This is a genomic window from Luteibacter sp. 329MFSha (genome assembly GCF_900111665.1).
Lineage (GTDB): Bacteria > Pseudomonadota > Gammaproteobacteria > Xanthomonadales > Rhodanobacteraceae > Luteibacter.
Genome location: NZ_FOJE01000001.1, coordinates 229,259 through 248,766 on the forward strand (window position 1 = coordinate 229,259; position 19,508 = coordinate 248,766).

Consider the following 19,508-nt stretch of genomic DNA (forward strand, 5'->3'; position numbering starts at 1 on the left):
TCCCCTATACTCCGGGAACACATCGGGAGAGGGAGAAACGGGCCATGGGAAGTCTTGTCGCGCTGGTCGTCGTGGCGGTGGTCGTGATCGTGCTGGCGAAGCTGATCCGCATCGTGCCGCAGGGCTACGAGTGGACGGTCGAGATGTTCGGCAAGTACACCGGCACCCTGACACCCGGTCTGCATTTCCTGATTCCGTTCGTCTACGCGATCGGGCGCAAGATGAACATGATGGAGCAGGTGCTCGACGTTCCCTCGCAGGACGTCATCACCAAGGACAACGCGGTGGTGCGCGTCGACGGCGTGGTGTTCTACCAGGTGCTCGACGCGGCGAAGGCGGCTTACGAGGTGTCGAACCTCGAAACCGCGGCGCTCGCGCTCATCATGACCAACATCCGCACGGTGCTCGGCTCCATGGATCTCGACGAGAGCCTCAGCCAGCGCGACGCGATCAACGCCAAGCTACTCAGCGTGGTGGACGACGCGACGCATCCCTGGGGCGTCAAGGTCACCCGCATCGAGATCAAGGACATCTCCCCGCCGCGCGACCTCGTCGACGCCATGGCGCGCCAGATGAAGGCCGAGCGCGAGAAGCGCGCCAACATCCTCGATGCCGAGGGCTTCCGCCAGGCGGCGATCCTCAAGGCCGACGGCGAGAAGCAGTCGGCCATCCTCGAGGCCGAAGGCAAGAAGGAAGCCGCGTTCCGTGAAGCCGAGGCGCGCGAACGCCTCGCCGAGGCCGAAGCGAAAGCCACCACGATGGTTTCGCAGGCGATCGCCGGAGGCGACGTCAACGCGCTGAACTACTTCGTGGCGAACAACTACGTCGAGGCGCTGAAGGAAATGGCGAAGTCGCCCAACCAGAAGACGTTGCTGCTTCCGATGGAAACCACGGGCATCCTCGGCTCGCTCGCCGGCATCGCGGAACTGGCGAAGGATTCGCTGGCGGCGCAGGGCCGGCCTCCGGCCGACGCCGCGCCCAACCGCACGCCGCCCCTGCCGCGCTGACGCCATGGAAAACGTCGCCATGCACTACGTCTGGTGGATCGTCGCGCTGCTGCTGATCGGCGGAGAGGTGGTGCTGCCGGGCTACTTCATGCTCTGGATCGGCATCGCGGCCGCCGCCATGGGCATCGTCCTGCTCGCCGTGCCCGACATGGGCGCTCTGGCGCAGGCCATCGTGTTCGGTGTCTTCGCGTTCGTCTCGTGTTTCGCCTACTGGAAGCTGGTGCGCCCGCGCATCGAGCGCGTTCCGCACGGCAACGAGCGCCTGAACCGCCGCGGTGAGCAGCTGGTCGGCCAGCGTTTCGTTCTTTGCGAGGCGATCGTGAACGGGCGCGGCAAGGCGAAGGTCGGCGACGGCATGTGGCTCGTCGCGGGACCCGACCTGCCGCTCGGCGCGCCGGTGGAAGTCATCGGCATCGACGGCACGACCCTGCGCGTGAAGGCGGTGGACGTTGGCTGAAGCCGTGCCGCTGGCGGTACCGGTGAGTTTCGCCACGACGGCGATCAACACCCGCATCGCCTTCCTTACCGAACTCGCCCGCCGGCTGCATCAGTACGGCACGACCGCACCCCGTCTCGAGACGGCCGTCTCGCGCTCGGCGCAACGGCTGGGCCTGTCCGCCGAGGTATGGTCCAGTCCCACGGCCATCATCGTGTCGTTCGCGGATCTGGGACAGGGCGAAGAGAGCGTCGCCCAGGTCACGCAGGTGATGCGCCTGCCCCCCGGTGACGTGAACCTGGGGCGCCTGTGCGAGGCCGACCGGATCGCGGACGCCGTCATCGACGGCAAGATGGAGTTGCGCGAAGGCTTTCATCTGCTGCGCAAACTGGGGGCGCCCGAAACCTTCCGCGCGGAACTCGGCGTCATCGCCAGCTATGGTCTCTGCGCCGCCGCCGTCGTGGCGTTGTTGCTGCACAGCTCCTGGCCCGACCTCATCACCGCCGGCGTGATCGGCGTGATCATCGGACTCATCACCGTCGCCTCGGGCAGCCGGCCGCGCCTGGCGGCGGCGAGCGAGGCGATCAGCGCGATGGTCGCGACCGTCATCACCATCGTCGTCAGCGCCTATCTGGTGCCGCTGGCCGTGAAGTCCGTGATCCTCGGTAGCCTGATCGTGCTCATGCCCGGCATGGCGCTGACGACCGCCGTTCGCGAGATATCGAGCCAGCACCTCGTTTCCGGCGTCGCCCGCATGGGCGGCGCCATGGCGACCCTGCTCAAGCTGACGTTCGGTACCGTGGCCGCGAGCCAGCTGTGTGAGGCATTCGGCATCGAGCCGCGTAACTACGCGTTGCCGCCGCTGCCCGGCTGGGCGGACTGGCCCATCCTGTTGCTGGGCGCGTTCTCGTTCGCGATCCTTTTCCGGGCCGCGCGCCGCGACTGGCTCGTCGTGATGGCCTCGGTGATCCTCGGTTATCTCGCCACCACGTGGGGCGGAAGCATCTCCGGTTCATTGCCCGGCGCACCCTTCGGCGTCTTCGTAGGTGGCGTGCTGCTGGGCTCGCTGAGCAACGTGTATGCCCGTTACGCGCAGCAACCGGGCGCGGTGGTTCGCGAGCCGGGGATCATCCTCCTGGTACCCGGATCGGTCAGTTTCCGCAGCGTGTCGTACCTGCTGGATCGCGACGCCTCGCTGGGTGTCGACACGGGTCTTCTCGGTGTGACGCTGCTGGTCTCGCTGGTCGCGGGGCTGTTGTTCGGCGACCTGCTGGTGGCGCCACGGCGGTCGTTGTAACCGCGACCACCCACTTGTGGGAGCGCACCCGGGCGCGACATCGTTTCGCCCCGATCCCCAAGCTGGCGCGCCAGCTCGGGGGCGTGGCCTCAAAAGATGTCGCGCGCAGGGCGCGCTCCTACCAAAGCACGCCGCTCAGCTGGCGTATTGCGCCACGCCGTTGCCGAACGACCAGTTCTCCTTCTTCACCTCGACGAGGCTGACGAAGACATCGCCGGGCTTCACCCCCGGCGATCGGCCGAGGTTCTCGGCGATCGCCTTGTACAGGGCCTTCTTCTGCTCGACAGTGCGCGTGTCGTTGAACGTGATCTGCACCAGAACGATGTCGTCGGTGCGTTCGATGCCGAGGTAATGGGCGTCGTAGACGAGGCCTTCCGTGTCGTGTTCGGCGATGACCTGGAAACGATCGTCGGCGGGCACGCCGATGCTGACGAGGGCATCGTGCACGGCGCGGCCAAGGGCGGTGCGGTAGGCGGCATCCTTGCCGCGACGCAGATCGATCCGGACGAGAGGCATGAGTGGCTCCCTATGAATGCCGCGGTGCGGTGATGGGGATCAGACCAGGAGGTCTTTTTCCTTCTTGCCGGCCTTGAGCGCATCGTTGAACCAGCGGGGGCGCTTGCCGCGGCCGGACCAGGTCTGCGAGGCGTCGGCGGGGTTGCGGTACTTGGCGGCGACGGTGGCGCCGGCGCGCTTCGACTTCGGGGCGCGGGCGCCGAACACGTCGTCGAACGTGAAGCCCTCGGCCTTGATCAGCGCGTTGATTTTCTCGCGCAGCCGGCCGACCTTTTCCTTACGCAGTTCGGTCTGACGGGTCTGGGCCTTGGCGATCAGCTCTTCGAGCTGGTTATGGTTGAGATTCTTGATATCGACGGCCATTGGCATCTCCCATTGCGTGGATTTGATCAGCGTCGACCCGGCGAATTACGGGTCGCGTAGTGCGCGATTAATGCGGACACACTGAATTGTGACCTAATCCGCGAAATAATGTCATCCATTATCGAGACCTTTGCATGTTTCCGACGTTAGTATCGGAAACGCCCTACAGTCCGGTCTTTACGCGTGCCTTTCCCGAAATGGCGCCGACCATTCCCTAGATGGATCATTCGCATGGGATTCGGCCGCGTATCGAGACGGGCTTAGGGCGGTCATCGCATTGGATGTTTCGCATTAATCGAATTAACCCGCGTGCATGAAAAGCACGCGGGCATAATCCATCGGACGTGCGGTTGGCTCATGCCAGGATGGCGAAGAGCTCCTCGCGCGACACGTTGCGCGCTTCGCTGTCGGTGCGCGCTCGGTATTCGAACGTGCCGGCCTCCAGGCCGCGACCGCTGACGACCACGCGGTGCGGGATGCCGATCAATTCCATGTCCGCGAACATCGGGCCCGGGCGCAGGCCACGGTCGTCGAGCACCGCATCGATGCCTTCCTGCGCGAGCGCCTGGTAAAGCGACTCGGCGGCCTCGGCGACCACCGGGTCGTTCTTCGGATTGATGACGCATACCGCGACGCGCCAGGGCGCCATCGCATCGGTCCAGATCATGCCGGCATCGTCGTGGCGTTGCTCGATGGCCGCGGCGACGATCCGGCTGACGCCGACGCCGTAGCAACCCATGAACATGGTCCGCATCTTGCCCTGGTCGTCGAGAACGCCGGCACCCATCGCCTCGGCGTATTTCTGCCCGAGCTGGAAGATATGGCCGACCTCGATGCCGCGGCCGAGGCGGATGGTGCCCCTGCCGTCCGGGGAAGGGTCGCCCTCGACGACCTTGCGGATGTCGGCGACGCGGTTGATGCGCGCGTCACGCTGCCAGTTCGCGCCGGTGTAATGGGTGCCGTCCGCGTTGCCGCCACAGACGAAGTCCGCGAGCACGGCCGCGCTGCGATCGACGATCACCGGGATGGAATCGGGCAGGCCCACCGGACCGATGAAGCCCGGGCGCGTACCGGTCGCGGCGAGGATCTCGGCCTCGCTCGCGAGCTCGGAGTCGTCCGGCAGCTCGGGCAGGTGCGCCGCCTTCACTTCGTTGATTTCATGGTCGCCGCGCACGCAAAGGGCGACGAGGCCCTCCCGGCCGCGCACGAGGATCGTCTTGACGACCTGCGACGCCGGCACGCCCAGGAACGCGGTGACTTCCTCGATCGTGCGCTGCTTCGGCGTGTCGACGCGCGTCAGCGGGGCGGACGGGGCAGGGCGTTCCGTGGCTGGCGCGACCGCTTCCGCCAGTTCGATGTTGGCGGCATAGGCCGATTCGTCCGAGAAGGCGAGGGCGTCCTCGCCGGCATCGGCCAGCACCTGGAACTCGTGGCTCGCGCTGCCGCCGATCGCACCGGTGTCGGCATCCACCGCGCGGAACGCGAGGCCCAGCCGGGTGAAGATGCGGGAATAGGCGTCGTACATCACCTGGTAGGTCTCGGCGAGCGATTCCTGCGTCAGGTGGAACGAGTAGGCGTCCTTCATCAGGAACTCGCGCGCGCGCATCACGCCGAAGCGAGGGCGGATCTCGTCACGGAACTTGGTCTGGATCTGGAAGACGTTGAGCGGAAGCTGCTTGTAGCTCTTCAGCTCGTTGCGCGCGAAGTCGGTCACGACCTCCTCGTGCGTGGGGCCGTAGCAGAAGTCCTGTTCCTTGCGATCCTTCATCTTGAGCAGCTGGCCGCCGAACTTCTCCCAGCGGCCCGTCTCCTCCCACAGTTCGCGCGGCTGCACCGACGGCATCAGCATTTCCACCGCGCCCGCGCGGACCATTTCCTCGCGGACGACCTGCTCGACCTTGCGCAGCACGCGCAGGCCCAGCGGCGTCCAGGTGTACAGGCCGGAGGCGAGCTTGCGGATCATGCCCGCGCGCAGCATCAGCTGGTGGCTGGCGATTTCCGCATCGGCGGGGACTTCCTTGACGGTGGCGAGGTGGAACTGGCTGAGGCGCATCGGCGAGCGGTCCGGACGGTAAAGCCGGGATTATAGGCGTTTACGCCGCGCAGCCGCCGCTCGCTCCGTCACGACTTGCAGTAAAGCGTCATCTGCGCCTGCGTGGTCTCGATCTGCCGCTTGCGAGCCGCGTCGTCGAGGGGGGCCTGGCCACCCTTCCCGTCGTCCATCGTCACGACCCGCTCGTTCGTCAGGATGTCGGTATTTTTCCGCAGCTGGTCGCAGAGCTTCTTGCGGTTCGCCGGGGTGTCCTCGGCCGAGGCCGGGTTGGCGGAAGTCTTGCCGTCGTCCGCAGACCCGGATTTCGCGGTGGCGGGGGGCGGAGCGGGCGCTTCCACGGTGCCCGTGGTCTTGATCTTCTCGTAGCGGACGCTGCCCGGCGGCGGCGCGTCCGCGTAGTGCGTCACACCCTGCGCATCTTTCCACTTATAGGCCTGGGCGAAGGCGAGCGGGCAGACCGTCACGAGAATCGCAAGGGCGAGGCAACGACGCATGGGGGCCTTCCGGCAACGATGATAGAGGTGGGCGACACAAGTATCACCGGCCCGTCGGCCGCGCAAGCGACGGGATCGCGATTCTCGCCCGGCGGCGCCGCACTGACGCTTCACGGCGCCTGGGATACACTGTCGGCCCACGTCACGGAATGGCCCATGAGCGATCCGATCCAGGCCCAGGGGCCGCGTCATCGCGGCATCTACCTGCTGCCGAACCTCTTCACGACGGGCGCGATGTTCGCCGGTTTCTACGCGATCGTGTCCGCGATCGGCGGGCATTACGCGGTGGCGGCGCTGGCCGTTTTCGTCGCCGGCATCCTCGACGGCATGGACGGACGGGTCGCCCGCCTGACCAACTCGCAGAGCGAATTCGGCGTTCAGTACGATTCGCTCTCGGATCTGGTCAGCTTCGGCCTCGCCCCGGCGCTGGTCATGTACACGTGGGCCCTGTCGTCGCTGGCGGCGTATGGCCCGGTCTGGGGCAAGATCGGCTGGGCAGCGGCCTTCATCTACGCGGTGTGCGCGGCATTGCGCCTCGCCCGCTTCAATACGCAGGTCGGGGTCGCCGACAAGCGTTACTTCCAGGGCCTGGCCAGCCCGGCCGCGGCGGGCCTTTGCATGTCGTTCGTCTGGACGATGGAGAAGTTCGACATCGCCGGCCCGTCGGTCGCGTTCGTCGCCATGCCCCTGGCGGTCATCGCCGGTCTGCTGATGGTCAGCAACGTACGCTATTACAGCTTCAAGGCGTGGCCGAAGGGCGACCGGGTGCCCTTCATCTGGCTCATCGCGGCGGTGCTGATCGTCGTGCTCCTGCTGGTCGACACCGCCCGGGTGCTGTTCGCCGTGGCGGTGATCTACACGATCTCCGGCCCGATCATGACACTGTGGGGGCGCGCCACGCGCCGTCGCCGGGCACGTCGTCACGCCAGGGCGCCGGAGTAACGCCGTGGTCGCCGGACCGGAACGTCGGGATCGTCTGCTCAGGGTGATGGGGGTCACGCCCTGGCGCCTGCGCAGCGCACCGGCCATGCCGGAGATGCCCGTCGACGCCGCCAACGATGCATCGCGCGGTCGCGTCGACTGCGTCGTCGTGCTGCCCGCGAACGCCACCGAGCGCGAACTGGATCTCGTCGGACGTGCCCTGCGCGGTCGAGGCCCCGTTCTCGGACGCGCCCCGCGCATGCACGTCGACGCGAAGGGCCTTACGGGTGTGCCGGTGGCGCGGTCGTACCTCGTCTTCGGTGAGGCGCAGGCACGGGCACTGGGTCACGAGCTTCCGGCGGCGGTCATGAGCGAAGCCCAGATCGTTCTCGTCGATCCGCCGGCGGCGATCGTCGCGGACGCCGCGGCGAAGCGACGGCTGTGGAACGGTCTGCGCGCGCTCGGACGCACGCTTCGCGGAGCCTGAATCGATGGTCGCCGTGGCCCGCCCCTCGACGGAAGTCCGCGCCATGCGCCGCGAGGACCTCGACGCCGTCGTCGCCATCGAACATGCGTCCTACGACTTCCCCTGGAGCGCCGGCATCTTTCGCGACTGCCTGCAGGCCGGGCACAACTGTTGGGTGCTGGTGCACGACGGCGAGATCGCCGGCTACGGCATCCTTTCCGTCGCGGCGGGGGAGGCCCACGTGCTCAACGTCTGCATCGCCGATACGCATCGCGGGCTCGGCTACGGCCGGCGCATGATGCGCCGGCTGATCGATCTCGCCCGCTGGTACGGCGCGGAGCGCATCTTCCTCGAGGTGCGACCGTCGAATCCGGTGGCGAAAGCCTTGTACGACTCGCTCGGATTCACCCAGATCGGCAGACGCCCCTCGTACTACCCGGCGAAGGGCGGTCGCGAGGACGCGATCGTGATGTCGCTGGAGATGGTGGCGCCGGACTGAGCCACCCTCCTGGCATCACCCGTCCCGCAGCAGGGCCATCGGCGACGTGCGCAGCACCTTTCGCGTGCCGAGCAGCCCGATGATCATCACGATGAAAGCGGCGATCGCGGCCGCGGCGACGAGCGGCCATACCGGCGGCACGAAGTCCTCGATGCGGAACACCGCGTTGCCCAGCCACAGACCCGCGCCCAGCGCACCGAACGCCGCCGTGAGGCCGGCGACGAGTCCGAGCAGCGCGAACTCGCAGGCCGCGGCGGCGCGCAGTTGCGCGCGCGTCGCGCCTAGCGTGCGGAGCAGGGCGGCCTCCTTGCGACGCTCCTGCGCGCTCGCCGCGAGCGCGGCGGTCAGCACCAGCGCCCCGGCGAGCAGGCTGAATCCGAGCACCCAGCGCACGGCGCCGCCGACGCGGTCGACGATCTCGCGCACGCGATCGAGCAGCGCGTCGACATCGATGAGGCTGAGGTTGCCGAAGTCGCGCGACACCTTAGCGAGCGCGTCGCCGTGGCCGCGCGGAAGGTAGAAGCTGGTCAGCCACGTGTGCGGTAGTTCGCTCGCATGGGCCGGGTCGAGCAGCAGGAAGAAGTTCACGCGGAACGAACTCCAGTCGACCTTGCGCACGCTGGTGACGCGTGCGTCGAGCGTGCCTTCGCCGACTTCGAAGCTCAGCGTGTCGCCGAGCTTCAGCTGGTAGCGATCGCGCCACGACGTATCCACGGAGACCTCCGCCTGCGCCGGCGCCGCGCCGGGCCACTGGCCCGCGACGACTTCGTTGGAGGGCGGCAGTTCGGCGCTCCACGACAGGCGCAGCTGACGATCGGCGGAATCCCTGGCCTCGTCGTTGGCGAAGGCGATGCGGTCGATCGGCTGGCCGTTGATCGCGGTGAGCTTGCCGACGGCCAGCGGCATCATGTTCGTGCGGCTCGCACCGAGGGCGCCCAGCGCCTGCGTGAACGCGTCGCGCTGGTCGTCCTGCAGGTTCAGCGCGAACCAGTTCGGCGTGTCGACGGGAAGCTCGCGTCGCCAACCTTCGAGCAGCGACGGCGCGATGACCGCCAGGAGCAGGAGCGCGCACAGACCCAGCGAAAGCGCGGTGGCCTGTACCAACGACAGGCCGCGGCGTCGCGCGAGCGCCGCGAGGCCCAGCCGCAACGCCGGGTGCGCGCCGGGCGCGACGCGCCGCGCGATCACGAGCAGCAGCGCGGACAGCAAGGCGGCGACGACCGCGACCCCGGCGAGGCTGGCGGCGAGGATGCCGGCAAGCTTCGCGGAATCGCTCTGCACCCAGAGCAGGCCGATCGCGGTCACCAGCGGCACGAGGTACAGGGCGTCGAAGCGGCGCACGCGCCGCTGCATCGATTCGCGAAAGACGGCGACGGGTGGCACTTCCGCCAGCCGCACGAGCGGCGGTAGCGCGAAGCCGGCGAGCACGGCGAGGCCCATCGCCGCCGCCGCGAAGGCGGGGCCCAGAGGGAGGCTGGTCGGGATGTTGTCGAACAGCTGGCTGGCGAAATACCACGCGCCCTGGGCGAGGGCCAGCGCGATCGCCATGCCGAGCGCGGCGGCGGTTAGCGCCAGCGCGGCCAGCGTGGTCACGAGGAGAGCGGCGACGCGTCGTCGCGGCGTGCCGAGCGCGCGCAGCAGCGCGACCTCGCCGGCCTTGCGCCGCGCGTAACGTGCCGACGCGAGGGCGATGGCCACGCCCGCGAGGAGCGCCGACAGCAACGCGGTGAGGCGCAGGAAGCTGCTCGCGCGGTCGAAGGCCGTGCGCATGCGTTCCTGCATCTTCTCCGGCGTGATGAGCTCGGCGCCCTGCGGAAGGGACTCCCGTTCCGCGCTGGCGCGCCACGCGGCGACCGCGCCCGGCGCGCCGGAGACGAGCAGGCGGTGCCGCGCGCGGCTGCCGATGGACAGCAGGCCGGCGTCGCTGGCGTCGTCGAGGTTCATCAGGGCGCGCGGCGCGAGCGCGAAGAGCTCGCCGCCGTCCGGCTGGCGCAGCAGTTCAGCGGCGACGGTGAGGTCGCGTCCACCGACCTGGATCGTCTGCCCCGCGCGGATCCCGAGGCCGACCATGGCACGATGGTCGAGGAACACTTCGCCGCGACCGGGTCCGTGCGCGACGCGGTCGCGGCCGTCGGCACCGCGGACTTCCAGCGTGCCGCGCAGCGGATACGCGCGGTCGGTGGCGAGCACGTCGAGGAGCTGGCTGCGGTCGCCGACGAAGGCGACGCTGCGGAACGAGGCGCCGCGGGTGACCGCGAGGCCGTTCGCTTGCGCCGAACGCGACATGGGTTCGGGGAGCGTCGCCGGTGCCGAGACGCCGAGGTCGCCGCCGATGAGTTCGGCCGCGCTGGCGAGGATGCCGCGCTCGATGCGCGTGGAGAGGGTGGCGACGACGCCCAGGGCGATCACCGCGAGCACGAGCGAGGCGGCGAGCGTGCGCAGCTCGACCAGATGCCACTCGCGGCGCAGCGTGCGCAGGGCGAGGCGCAGCACGTTCATGCGGTGACTCCGAGACGGCCTTCGTGCAGTTCCGCCGAGCGCGCGCAGCGGGCGGCGAGGCGCGGGTCGTGCGTCACGAGGATCAACGTGGTGGCGTGCTGCCGGTTCATGTCGAAAAGCAGGTCGCCGATGTGCTCGCCGGTGTGCTGGTCGAGGTTGCCGGTCGGCTCGTCGGCGAAGAGGATGCGCGGACGGTGCACGAAGGCGCGGGCGAGGGCCACTCGCTGCTGTTCGCCGCCGGAGAGCTGGGCCGGGTAGTGCCGGCGCCGCGCGGCGAGGCCCACCGCGTCGAGCGCGGCGTGGGCTCGTTCGCGCGCCGAGTCGTCGCCTTCGAGTTCGAGGGGGAGCATCACGTTCTCCTCGGCCGTGAGGGCCGGGAGCAGATGGAACGACTGGAACACGAAGCCCACGAGGCGCCGGCGGATCGCGGCCCGGGCTTCCTCGTCCATCGCCTCCAGCGCCTGGCCGTCGAGCCGGATCCCACCCGTCGTGGGAACGTCGAGGCCCGCCAGCAGTCCCAGGAGCGTGGTCTTGCCCGAGCCGGAAGCGCCGACGATGGCGAAGCTTTCTCCCTCCGCGACGCGCAGGTTCACGCCCGAGAGGATGTCGAGCCTGCCCTCCGGGCCGAAAACCGACTTGCTAACATCCGTCACTTCGAGAAGAACCTGGGAAGAATCGCTCATGCGCCGTTGCCTTGTCCTGTTGCTGTTGTTCGTCGGATGCGCCATCGCCCAGGCGGCCGAAACGCCGCGCAAGGTGCTGGTGCTCGGGGACTCGTTGTCGGCGGCGCACAACATCCCGGTGGAGGCCGGCTGGGTGCGTCTGCTGGACGCGCGCACTTCGAAGATGGCGACGCCGTGGACGATGGTCAATGCCAGCATCAGCGGCGAGACGTCCCTGAGCGGCCGCAACCGCCTTCCGGGCCTGCTGCAGAAGCAGCGCCCGGGCGTCACGATCATCGAACTGGGCGCCAACGACGGGCTGCAGGGACTGCCGCTGGCCCAGCTCGCGCAGAATCTCGACACCATGATCGGCGCCGCCAAGGCGGCCGGGTCGAAGGTGCTCCTGCTGGGGATCGAGCTGCCCGTGAACTACGGGCCGCAGTACCGCGACGGCCTGCGCAAGGTGTACGCCGATGCCGCGCGCAAGCACGGTGTCGCGCTGGTGCCCTTCCTGCTCGACGGCGTGGCGCTGGACGCCGCGCTGATGCAGGACGACGGCCTGCATCCGAAGGCCGCGGGCGAACCCCGGGTGGCGGAGAATGTGTGGAAAGCGCTTAGCCCGATGCTGCGTTAGTCGACGCCGCCTGCACGTTTCCCTACCCACAATGAATTCTCGTTTTCGGTCTTCACGCTGTTCTCACCGGTCCGGCCGTTAACTCTTCACATTTGTGAATCAGCGAAAGGAGTGGAGCGATGAGCAACCGCGACGAACAGGCAGGCCTGATCCTTCTGGTCGAGGACAACCGCCAGATCGCCGAGATGGTCGGTGAATTCCTGGAGCGCCGGGGCTATTCGGTCGACTACGCCGCCGATGGCGTGAGCGGCCTGCACCTGGCCGTGTCCAACAGCTATGACGTGATCGTGCTCGACCTGATGTTGCCCGGCATGGACGGCCTGGACGTCTGCCGCAAGCTGCGCAAGGACGGCAAGAAGTCCACCCCGGTGCTCATGCTCACCGCGCGCGACACGCTGGAAGACAAGCTCGTGGGCCTCGAGGCCGGCGCCGACGACTACCTCGTCAAGCCGTTCGAAGTCCGTGAGCTCGAAGCGCGCCTGCGCGCGCTGATCCGCCGCGATCGCCGCCAGGTGTCGTCCGAGGTGCTCAACGTCGGCGACATGACGCTGGACACCGCCACCCTGCGCCTCACCCGTGGCGGCCAGGAACTCACGGTGTCGCCCATCGGCCTGAAGCTGCTCGCGATCCTGATGCGCGAATCGCCGCGCGTGGTCAGCCGTCGGGACATCGAGCGCGAGATCTGGGGCGACACGCTGCCCGATTCGGATACCCTCCGCTCGCACCTCTACAACCTGCGCCGCGTGATCGACAAGCCGTTCGATCGTCCGCTGCTGCACACGATCCACTCCGCGGGATACCGCCTGGCCGACCTCGACTCCGAAGTCGCCGCGTCGCAGACGGCATGACGCGGGAGCAAGGTCGGAACTGATCGATGGAAGGCAGGGCACCGAAGGAAAAACGGCGACGGCGCGGCTCGTTTCGCGCGCGCGTGGCCGTCGTGTTCGTCTTGCAGACGGCGGTGATGATCATCGCCTCGCTGATGGCGGCCAACAACGTAGCCCCCGTCGGCGCGGTGATCGCGATCATGCTGTGCTCGGGCGGGCTGGCCTGGCTCGCCGTGTCGCGGGAGTGGATTCCCGTGGCGGCGCTTGCCCGCCTGCTCGATGGCTGGGATCCCGATCGCCCGAACATGGAAGGGCTCGATCGCGAGGGCGACAAGCGCGCGGACGGCGACATCGGCAGCCTGATCCGGGGCCTGCATGGACTGGCGACGCGAATCGAGGGTTACGGCGAACGGGAGCGAAACTTCACCCGCGATGCCAGCCACGAACTGCGCAGTCCGCTCACGGTCATCAAGATGTCGTCGGACATGCTCGCCGACGAAGCGGAACTCTCCGAGTTCGGCCACCGCTCGCTGGAGCGCATCCGTCGTTCCACGCGGGAACTGGAAGCCCTCGTCGAGGCGTTCCTGATCCTCTCGCGCGAGTCGGACCAGGGGCTGGCCGAGGAGGATTTCGTGGTGAACGCCGTGCTCCGCCAGGAGGTGGATTACGCGCGGGAGCTCATCGCCGGGCGTCCGGTGGAGCTCGTGCTCGACGAGCCGGCCAGTTTCGCGCTGCATGCCTCGCCGCGCGTTTTCGCGGTGCTCTGCGGGCAGCTGATCCGCCACGCGCTGCAGCAGACCGACCAGGGCACGATCGTCGTGACGGTCATGCCCGGCAGCGTCAGCGTGATCAATCCCGCGCTCGACGCGCCGGAGGAAGGCAGCCGCCGCCATGCGGCGGTCGACCGGCACGGCTTCGACCTCGCCATCGCACGTCGTCTCTCGGATCGCTTCCAGTGGCCGCTGGAACTGCGTGCGCTGCCGGGCGCCAGCCGTATCGCCAGCGTGCGCTTCCCGCATCCGCAGCCCGTGGAAGCCTGAGCGTTCCCCGCCGTCAGCGGATCAGTCGATCGATCCGGGCGGCGTCGAGCAGACCGCTGGCCGCGTCGCGCGTCCCGTCGGCGCGGATCACCAGCGTGCGCGGCGTCTCGCCGCCCCATGATGGATCGAGCAGGAAGTTGATGCGGTCGGGCGTCGCGTCGGCGTAGGCGCGCGTGGGCAGGCTATCGAGCTTCGCCGTCTTCAGTCGCGCTTCGAGAGCCGCGGCCTGGCTGACGGGGTCCGTGGCGACGATCACGAGCTCGATCCCGGGATGCGATGCGCGGAAGGTCGCCAGTGCGTCCAGATTGGCTTCGCAATACGCGCAGTCGAGGGCCCACAGCGCGATCACCCGCGTCCCTTGCGCCGGTGGCTTCAGCAGGGTGGAAACATCCTCGGCCTGCAACGCCGTCGGCGGGACCGCGAAGGCGGGCGCCGCAAGGATTAGCGCGGCGAACGCCGCAAGCAGCCGCCGCATCACAGCGCCTCCGTCGGCACCAGACGGAACCGGCCGTCGGGGTTCCATGCGACGAACGCGCGATCCTTCCAGACGACCAGCTTCGGCCAGCCGGAGGGGCCGTCGGCATGCGCGATGGCGCGCGGCTCGCTGAAGTGCTCACCGCCGTCGGTGGACTCGCGCAGCGTAAGGTCGAGGCCGTTCGCGGTCATCTGGTGCCAGGCGATCCACACATGCGCGCCGCTGACCGCGACGTCCGCATGCGAGGCGCCGTTCCCGGCCACCGCGACGAGGTGCTTCGGGTCGGCGCCCGGCGCGAGTTGCCCGTACCAGATGGTGGGCTTGCCGTCGGCCGCGCTGAACCACACCGCGTGTCGCGTGCCGCGTCCGTCGATCGCCAGCGAGGGGCCGTGATGCGGGCAACCTTCGATGTGCCACCGCGTGAACGTCGCGCGCTTCACGTTCGGTGCGCCACCGTCCGTCGGCAGCGTCGCGAAGGCGTGGTCGCGGATGTTGTCGCCGTAGATGGCACGGAAGAACGCGTCGACGCGGCCATCGGGCGTCCGCGCGAGCGCGATGCGGCAGCATTCGCAGCTCTGGTCGACGATCTTGCGTTCGGGCGCGAACGTGGCGCCGCGATTGGTCGACCAGCTGTAATAGGTGGCGGCGCCGAGGTAGGGCGCCTTCTTCGCGGTCGCTGCCACGAGGTCGCGCTTGTCGATCCAGGCGACGATCACGTTGCCCTGGGCGTCGACGGCCAGCGAGTCGAAACGGTGCGTGATTTCCGCGGTGTCCGTGTGCACCGTCTTCGGCGGGTCGAAATGCGCACCGCCGTCGAGCGATCGCGAGAAGCGCACGAAGCCCGTCCATGGCAGCTTGCGCGGCTGCGACCACGTCACATAGAGCTCGCCTGCCGGGCCCAACGCGACCTTCGGCCGGTTCTCGCCCTCGGCGTAAACGGGCTCGCCGGTCGGGTTGACGATGGTCGACAGAGCGAAAGTGCGGCCCATGTCGTCGGAACGACGCACGCGCACGTGCTCGCCCACGCTATCGACGACCCAGAGGTGTCCCGCGTCGTCGAGTGCCGCGTCGAATCCGAGCGGCGCCTCGTGGCCCATCGCCATGCCGGCCATGGCGTCGCGCGCCTGCCCGGCGGCGGTACAGGCGAGAAGGAAGGCGAGGGCGAGGATGCGGCGCATGTTCAGTGCTCGTCGGGGCGTTCGCGGACGGGGTGCTTGCTGAGCTTCCGCTGCAGCGTGCGGCGGTGCATGCCAAGGCGGCGTGCAGTTTCCGAAATGTTGCCCTCGCACTCTGTGAGCACGCGCTGGATGTGCTCCCATTCCAGGCGCCGCAGCGGTAGTGGCGCATCGGGCGCGTCGACCAGGTCGTCGAGGTCCGGGCCGGAGTCGCCGTCGAGCAGCGCGCGCACCACCGCGTCGGCGTCGACGGGCTTGGCGAGGTAATCGTGGGCGCCACGCTTGATCGCCTCGACGGCGGTCGCGATCGAGGCGTAGCCGGTCAGCAGCAGCACGCGCATGTCGGGCACGAGCGACTGCAGCTCGGGGATCAGGCGCAGGCCGTTCTCGTCGCCGAGCTTCAGGTCGAGGACGCAGAAGCGCGGCTGGTGCCGGCGGGTCAGCGCGCGCGCGTCGTCCGCGTTGTCGCAGGAGATCACCTCGAAGCCGCGCGAGGTGAGGGCACGCCCCAGCACGCGCGCGAAGGTGGCGTCGTCGTCGACGATCAGCAGCGGGCGGCCGGTGGGTGGAACGAGATCGTTCATGCGTGGTCTCCGATGACCGAAAGAGGCAGGCGCAGGCGCATCTGCGCGCCATGGCCCGTGTTGCTGGCCGCTAGTTCGCCGTCGAGGCGTTCCGCGGTGGCTTCGGCGAGCGCGAGCCCGATGCCGAGTCCGGTGTCCTTCTGCGACAGGCCGAGGGTGCCCAGGTCGTCGAACTCGTCGAAACCGGGGCCCTCGTCCGTCACCGTCAGCTCCAGCCACGAGCCCACGATGCCGATGCGCAGCGACACCGCCGTGCTGTCGTTCATCGCGGAGGCGTCGGCCGCGTTGTTGAGCAGGTTGATCAGCGCGTGGCGTAGCCCGGGTGGCGAGCGCAGCGCGATGCGCCCCGCGCCGGGTTCGAGCCGGACGTCCACGTCGGCTTCGGGTCGCAGCAACTGGAAGCGCTCGAGGCAGACGTGCACGAATTCGTCGAGCGTGATGCGTTCCGGCACCTGCGAGAGCTGCGCCTGGCCGAAGGCGACCATCTCGCGCAGGATCGTGCGGCACCGCTCCACCTGGCCGTCGAGGAGGTCGAGGTCTTCGCCCAGCAGGTTGTCGGTCGCGTGCTCGCGCCGGATTTCGGGAAGCAGCGTGCGCATCGTCGACAGCGGCGTGTTCAGTTCGTGCGCCGCCCCGGCGGCCTGCGTGGCGATGGCGAGGATGCCCTCGTCGCGCAGCGCGCGTTCACGGATGCGCTGCACCTCGCCCTGCTGGACGCGGATCGCCTTGGCGAGGTTGCTGATGAACACGCCCAGCAGGATCGCCATGATCACGAAGTTGACGCCCATGCCCGCGACGTACAGGTCGAAATCCAGACTCTTGTTGCCGAGGGTCGGCAGGGGCAGGTGATAAGGCACCAGCAGCACGTACGCGACGCCGGTGAGGATCGCCACCAGCGACACGCCCGCGATCGAGAGCGCGGCGGCCGAGAGCGCGATGGGCACGAGAAGGAGCGTGACGAAGGGATTCGACGCGCCGCCGGTGAAATACAGAAGGTACCCCAGCACGAGCGTGTCGGCCGCGATGTGCACCACGGCCTCGACCTCCGTCACCTTCCACGGCATGCCGAGGCGGAAGGAGGCCGCGGCGGCGAAGACCGCGAGCACGCAGACGCCGATCATCAGGGGCAGCAGCGGCACGTCGAGCTTCAGCAGCGTGACGCAGGAGAGGATGGCGACGCTCTGCCCGGCGATCGCGCACAGACGCAGCCAGGCGAGGGTTCGTGCGAGCACGAACGGGCCGGAGCGGGACGATGGCGTATGCAGGGTGTCGCTCACGGCGTTCTCTTCAACGCGAAAGGGCCGCCCCGCTGGACGGCCCTTTCGCCGCGTTACAGGTCTTCGTTGTGGACGGGCGGCACCGGCGGCACGTTCGCCAGCGCATGATCGAGTGAAAGCTTCTTCATCAGGGGCAGCATGGCCAGCGCGATCAGCGTGCAGCCGAGGCCGACGAAGCCGAGCTTGTTGAACAGGCTGGTATAGATCGCCAGCGATTCGAGCGGGTTGGTGATGTTGTCGGGAATCGCCGCGACGTTCGCCACGACGCTGCCCATGTACTGCGAGACGCCCACGGCGACGTAGTAGGCGCCCATCATGAAGCCGCCCATGCGCGCCGGCACGTAACGGGCGATCATCGCGAGGCCCAGGCCGCTGACCAGCACCTCGCCGAGCGAGTAGAGGCCGTAGCCCCACACCATGTACCACGACGAGATCGCGCCGTTCACCGCGGTGGTGGCACCCAGGCCGTACATGAAGAAGCCGGCGGCCACGGCGGCGAAGCCGAGGGCGAACTTCGCGGCGACGGGGAAGTCCTTGCCGTGCTTGCCGAGCGAGTTGTAGAGCCACACGAGGATCGGCGACAGGATCACGATCCAGATCGCGTTGAGCGACTGGAACTGCTCGGGAATCCAGCGGAACAGCTCGAAGCCGAACAGGCTGAACGACAGGTCGACGTTGCGCTGCGCGAACAGGTTCAGCGAGGTCGACATCTGCTGGTAGAAGATGAAGAAGAAGATCGTCTGCACCGTCAGCACCAGCGCCGCGATCAGGCCGGCGCGCTCGCCGCGCTCGCTCGAACGGATGAGGTGGATGAAGATGCCGAGGATCACGACGCCCGCGAGGTAGACGCAGGCCTTGGCGACGCTCTGGTTCTGCAGGATGTACGCCGAGGCGCCGACGACCGCGAGACCGCCGATGACGACGCCGATGACGTTCTTCGCGACGGGCGGACGCTCGTCGGGCGCGGAGCCGACGTGCGCGAGCGTCTGGCGCATGAAGTAGTAATTGACGAGGCCGAGCACGAGGCCGATGGAGCAGACGCCGAACGCGGTATGCCAGCCGAGCGCGTCGCCGTAGTGCTGGCCGACGTAGTCGCGAATCCAGGGCGTGAGCAGCATCGAGACGGTGGAGCCGATGTTCACCGCCATGTAGTAGATGGTGAACGCGCTGTCGATGCGGACCTCGTCGCCCTCGTAGATCTTGCGCACGAGGTTGCCGGCGTTGGGCTTGAACAGGCCGTTGCCGAAGACGATCACGCCGAGGGCGAGATAAAGGGCGTACGTGTTGTTGGTCGGGATCCAGAGGAGGGCGTAACCGACCATCAGGACGACCGCACCCGTCAGCATGGTGCGACGGGTGCCGAGGAATTTGTCGCCGATCCAGCCGCCGATGGCGGGGGTGGCGTAGATCAGCGCGGCGGCCGCGCCCCAGACGAGGTTCGCATCGGTATCGGCGAAGCCGAGCTTCTTCACCATGTAGGTGACCATCAGCACCTGCATGCCGTAGAAGCCGAAGCGCTCCCACATTTCGATGAGGAAGACCGTGCTGAACGACTTGGTCTGAGAAACGGGTGGATTCTGGATGGGCATGTATTTTCCGGACACATTGGAAGCAGCGAGTCGGGCGGATCGCCCGGCTCCCATCGCCGGCCTCCTGAACGAAGGCACAACCGTTCAAGCGTAATACAAATGGTCCGACGGGTCGTGTTGCAGCGCCAGAGGGGCGCGGCGATTCGCCACGGCGCTTCGCCCTAAGCCGGCCGGAAGGCGGCCTGTGGCATGATACGGGCCGTTTCCCGCGCCCGAATCCGCTCCGATGCCGCACCGCACCCACTTCCTCACCGCCAGGCGCCTCTGCCCGGCGTCCGCTTCGGCGGCCTGACCGGCATGGCATCGACCGAGCGGCGCGGGCCGCGGCAGATCTATGCGGCCTTCCGCTGGTCGATGCAGGGCCTGCGCGCCTGTTTCCGCCACGAGGCCTCGTTCCGGCTGGAAGTCCTCCTGGCCATCGTGGTGGTGCCGCTCGGCCTGTGGCTCGGGCAGGGGGCGATCGAGAAGATCGTCCTGATCACCTTTCCCATGCTGGTCCTGTCGGCCGAACTGCTCAACTCCGCCATCGAGGCCGTGGTCGACAAGGTCAGTCCCGAATTCCACGAACTGGCCGGCCGGGCGAAGGACATGGGCTCCGCGGCCGTGTTCCTCCTCATGATGATGGTGCTGGTCAGCTGGGCGCTGATCCTTGGGCCGCGGCTGTTGGGCTAGGCGTCCACGCGGCCCGGCTTTG

The 19,508-nt window shown here is 68.3% G+C and carries 21 protein-coding genes; 10 read left to right on the forward strand and 11 right to left on the reverse strand.

All coding sequences use genetic code 11. The features are described 5' to 3' along the window. The first annotated feature begins 44 nt into the window (after positions 1–44). From BMW54_RS01020 to BMW54_RS01030, 3 genes are read left to right on the forward strand one after another with little or no spacing between them, the layout of a single operon-like run. Positions 45–1,007, forward strand: coding sequence for an SPFH domain-containing protein (locus BMW54_RS01020; protein ID WP_090052210.1), 963 nt, complete (start codon positions 45–47; stop codon positions 1,005–1,007). Positions 1,008–1,026: 19 nt separating this feature from the next. Then, the gene (locus BMW54_RS01025; protein WP_254778981.1) at positions 1,027–1,464 is read left to right on the forward strand and encodes an NfeD family protein; all 438 of its coding nucleotides are present in this window, start codon (positions 1,027–1,029) and stop codon (positions 1,462–1,464) included. Then, positions 1,457–2,740 (forward strand): threonine/serine exporter family protein, encoded by a 1,284-nt coding sequence (locus BMW54_RS01030; protein WP_254778983.1) that lies wholly within the window; start codon positions 1,457–1,459, stop codon positions 2,738–2,740. The genes BMW54_RS01025 and BMW54_RS01030 overlap by 8 nt, the downstream gene beginning before the upstream one ends. Positions 2,741–2,875: 135 nt before the next feature. Here the strand turns inward: BMW54_RS01030 and BMW54_RS01035 are convergent, their stop codons facing one another. The 4 genes from BMW54_RS01035 to BMW54_RS01050 all read right to left on the reverse strand — a co-directional run bounded on the left by BMW54_RS01035 (position 2,876) and on the right by BMW54_RS01050 (position 6,166). Continuing rightward, the gene (locus tag BMW54_RS01035; protein ID WP_090052214.1) at positions 2,876–3,256 is read right to left on the reverse strand and encodes a tautomerase family protein; all 381 of its coding nucleotides are present in this window, start codon (positions 3,254–3,256) and stop codon (positions 2,876–2,878) included. 39 nt (positions 3,257–3,295) lie between these two features. Further along, the gene (locus BMW54_RS01040) at positions 3,296–3,619 is read right to left on the reverse strand and encodes an H-NS histone family protein (protein ID WP_090052216.1); all 324 of its coding nucleotides are present in this window, start codon (positions 3,617–3,619) and stop codon (positions 3,296–3,298) included. Positions 3,620–3,974: 355 nt separating this feature from the next. Then, complete coding sequence (locus tag BMW54_RS01045; protein WP_090052220.1) at positions 3,975–5,672, reverse strand: proline--tRNA ligase; 1,698 nt, start codon at positions 5,670–5,672, stop codon at positions 3,975–3,977. Between the two features lie 68 nt (positions 5,673–5,740). Further along, positions 5,741–6,166: a DUF4124 domain-containing protein gene (locus BMW54_RS01050; RefSeq protein WP_090176599.1), complete on the reverse strand. Its 426-nt coding sequence runs from the start codon at positions 6,164–6,166 to the stop codon at positions 5,741–5,743. Between the two features lie 156 nt (positions 6,167–6,322). On the opposite strand from BMW54_RS01050, the gene pssA reads away from it, so the two are divergent. The 3 genes from pssA to rimI are packed head-to-tail and all read left to right on the forward strand — an operon-like array spanning position 6,323 to position 8,052. Beyond that, entirely contained in the window at positions 6,323–7,108 is a 786-nt protein-coding gene (pssA, locus tag BMW54_RS01055; protein ID WP_090052225.1) for a CDP-diacylglycerol--serine O-phosphatidyltransferase, read from the forward strand. A gap of 4 nt (positions 7,109–7,112) precedes the next feature. Further along, positions 7,113–7,574 carry a hypothetical protein gene (locus BMW54_RS01060; RefSeq protein WP_254778985.1) on the forward strand — a complete coding sequence of 154 codons (462 nt, stop codon included), beginning with the start codon at positions 7,113–7,115 and terminating at the stop codon, positions 7,572–7,574. A 4-nt stretch (positions 7,575–7,578) separates the two neighbouring features. Continuing rightward, positions 7,579–8,052, forward strand: a complete 474-nt coding sequence (gene rimI, locus BMW54_RS01065) for a ribosomal protein S18-alanine N-acetyltransferase (protein WP_090052228.1) — start codon at positions 7,579–7,581, stop codon at positions 8,050–8,052. A 15-nt stretch (positions 8,053–8,067) separates the two neighbouring features. On the opposite strand, the gene BMW54_RS01070 is transcribed toward rimI, so the two are convergent. Both BMW54_RS01070 and BMW54_RS01075 read right to left on the reverse strand, forming a co-directional pair. Further along, positions 8,068–10,551, reverse strand: a complete 2,484-nt coding sequence (locus BMW54_RS01070) for an ABC transporter permease (RefSeq protein WP_090052230.1) — start codon at positions 10,549–10,551, stop codon at positions 8,068–8,070. Beyond that, positions 10,548–11,234 (reverse strand): ABC transporter ATP-binding protein, encoded by a 687-nt coding sequence (locus BMW54_RS01075; protein WP_090052232.1) that lies wholly within the window; start codon positions 11,232–11,234, stop codon positions 10,548–10,550. The genes BMW54_RS01070 and BMW54_RS01075 overlap by 4 nt, the downstream gene beginning before the upstream one ends. Here BMW54_RS01075 and BMW54_RS01080 point away from each other — a divergent pair. From BMW54_RS01080 to BMW54_RS01090, 3 genes are all read left to right on the forward strand, one after another. Beyond that, positions 11,233–11,847: an arylesterase gene (locus BMW54_RS01080; RefSeq protein ID WP_090052234.1), complete on the forward strand. Its 615-nt coding sequence runs from the start codon at positions 11,233–11,235 to the stop codon at positions 11,845–11,847. The genes BMW54_RS01075 and BMW54_RS01080 overlap by 2 nt on opposite strands. A 119-nt stretch (positions 11,848–11,966) precedes the next feature. Then, positions 11,967–12,695: a response regulator transcription factor gene (locus tag BMW54_RS01085; protein WP_036111366.1), complete on the forward strand. Its 729-nt coding sequence runs from the start codon at positions 11,967–11,969 to the stop codon at positions 12,693–12,695. Between the two features lie 26 nt (positions 12,696–12,721). Further along, on the forward strand, positions 12,722–13,714 hold the full coding sequence (locus tag BMW54_RS01090; protein WP_090052236.1) for a sensor histidine kinase: 993 nt from the start codon (positions 12,722–12,724) through the stop codon (positions 13,712–13,714). Between the two features lie 13 nt (positions 13,715–13,727). Here BMW54_RS01090 and BMW54_RS01095 read toward each other — a convergent pair whose 3' ends face one another. Genes BMW54_RS01095 through BMW54_RS01115 form a run of 5 tightly spaced genes read right to left on the reverse strand, consistent with a single transcriptional unit; the run spans position 13,728 to position 18,814 of the window. After that, positions 13,728–14,189 carry a TlpA family protein disulfide reductase gene (locus BMW54_RS01095; RefSeq protein ID WP_090052239.1) on the reverse strand — a complete coding sequence of 154 codons (462 nt, stop codon included), beginning with the start codon at positions 14,187–14,189 and terminating at the stop codon, positions 13,728–13,730. Continuing rightward, positions 14,189–15,367 (reverse strand): sialidase family protein, encoded by a 1,179-nt coding sequence (locus BMW54_RS01100; protein ID WP_254778987.1) that lies wholly within the window; start codon positions 15,365–15,367, stop codon positions 14,189–14,191. The genes BMW54_RS01095 and BMW54_RS01100 overlap by 1 nt, the downstream gene beginning before the upstream one ends. Before the next feature lie 2 nt (positions 15,368–15,369). Further along, on the reverse strand, positions 15,370–15,948 hold the full coding sequence (locus BMW54_RS01105; RefSeq protein WP_090052240.1) for a response regulator transcription factor: 579 nt from the start codon (positions 15,946–15,948) through the stop codon (positions 15,370–15,372). Next, positions 15,945–17,225, reverse strand: a complete 1,281-nt coding sequence (locus BMW54_RS01110; protein WP_254778989.1) for an ATP-binding protein — start codon at positions 17,223–17,225, stop codon at positions 15,945–15,947. Before BMW54_RS01110 ends, BMW54_RS01105 begins: the two co-directional genes overlap by 4 nt. A 53-nt stretch (positions 17,226–17,278) precedes the next feature. Next, positions 17,279–18,814, reverse strand: coding sequence for a peptide MFS transporter (locus BMW54_RS01115; RefSeq protein WP_090052242.1), 1,536 nt, complete (start codon positions 18,812–18,814; stop codon positions 17,279–17,281). Between the two features lie 297 nt (positions 18,815–19,111). Between BMW54_RS01115 and BMW54_RS01120 the strand changes: the two genes are divergently transcribed. Further along, on the forward strand, positions 19,112–19,486 hold the full coding sequence (locus BMW54_RS01120; protein WP_090052244.1) for a diacylglycerol kinase: 375 nt from the start codon (positions 19,112–19,114) through the stop codon (positions 19,484–19,486). Positions 19,487–19,508 lie beyond the last annotated feature (22 nt).

Coding starts and splice junctions, on each gene's coding strand:
- BMW54_RS01020 (WP_090052210.1), top strand. CDS start 45: ATGGGAAGTCTTGTCGCGCTGGTCGTCGTGGCGGTGGTCGTGATCGTG.
- BMW54_RS01025 (WP_254778981.1), top strand. CDS start 1,027: ATGCACTACGTCTGGTGGATCGTCGCGCTGCTGCTGATCGGCGGAGAG.
- BMW54_RS01035 (WP_090052214.1), bottom strand. CDS start 3,256: ATGCCTCTCGTCCGGATCGATCTGCGTCGCGGCAAGGATGCCGCCTAC.
- BMW54_RS01040 (WP_090052216.1), bottom strand. CDS start 3,619: ATGGCCGTCGATATCAAGAATCTCAACCATAACCAGCTCGAAGAGCTG.
- BMW54_RS01045 (WP_090052220.1), bottom strand. CDS start 5,672: ATGCGCCTCAGCCAGTTCCACCTCGCCACCGTCAAGGAAGTCCCCGCC.
- BMW54_RS01050 (WP_090176599.1), bottom strand. CDS start 6,166: ATGCGTCGTTGCCTCGCCCTTGCGATTCTCGTGACGGTCTGCCCGCTC.
- pssA (WP_090052225.1), top strand. CDS start 6,323: ATGAGCGATCCGATCCAGGCCCAGGGGCCGCGTCATCGCGGCATCTAC.
- rimI (WP_090052228.1), top strand. CDS start 7,579: ATGGTCGCCGTGGCCCGCCCCTCGACGGAAGTCCGCGCCATGCGCCGC.
- BMW54_RS01070 (WP_090052230.1), bottom strand. CDS start 10,551: ATGAACGTGCTGCGCCTCGCCCTGCGCACGCTGCGCCGCGAGTGGCAT.
- BMW54_RS01080 (WP_090052234.1), top strand. CDS start 11,233: ATGCGCCGTTGCCTTGTCCTGTTGCTGTTGTTCGTCGGATGCGCCATC.
- BMW54_RS01075 (WP_090052232.1), bottom strand. CDS start 11,234: ATGAGCGATTCTTCCCAGGTTCTTCTCGAAGTGACGGATGTTAGCAAG.
- BMW54_RS01085 (WP_036111366.1), top strand. CDS start 11,967: ATGAGCAACCGCGACGAACAGGCAGGCCTGATCCTTCTGGTCGAGGAC.
- BMW54_RS01090 (WP_090052236.1), top strand. CDS start 12,722: ATGGAAGGCAGGGCACCGAAGGAAAAACGGCGACGGCGCGGCTCGTTT.
- BMW54_RS01095 (WP_090052239.1), bottom strand. CDS start 14,189: ATGCGGCGGCTGCTTGCGGCGTTCGCCGCGCTAATCCTTGCGGCGCCC.
- BMW54_RS01100 (WP_254778987.1), bottom strand. CDS start 15,367: ATGCGCCGCATCCTCGCCCTCGCCTTCCTTCTCGCCTGTACCGCCGCC.
- BMW54_RS01105 (WP_090052240.1), bottom strand. CDS start 15,948: ATGAACGATCTCGTTCCACCCACCGGCCGCCCGCTGCTGATCGTCGAC.
- BMW54_RS01115 (WP_090052242.1), bottom strand. CDS start 18,814: ATGCCCATCCAGAATCCACCCGTTTCTCAGACCAAGTCGTTCAGCACG.
- BMW54_RS01120 (WP_090052244.1), top strand. CDS start 19,112: ATGGCATCGACCGAGCGGCGCGGGCCGCGGCAGATCTATGCGGCCTTC.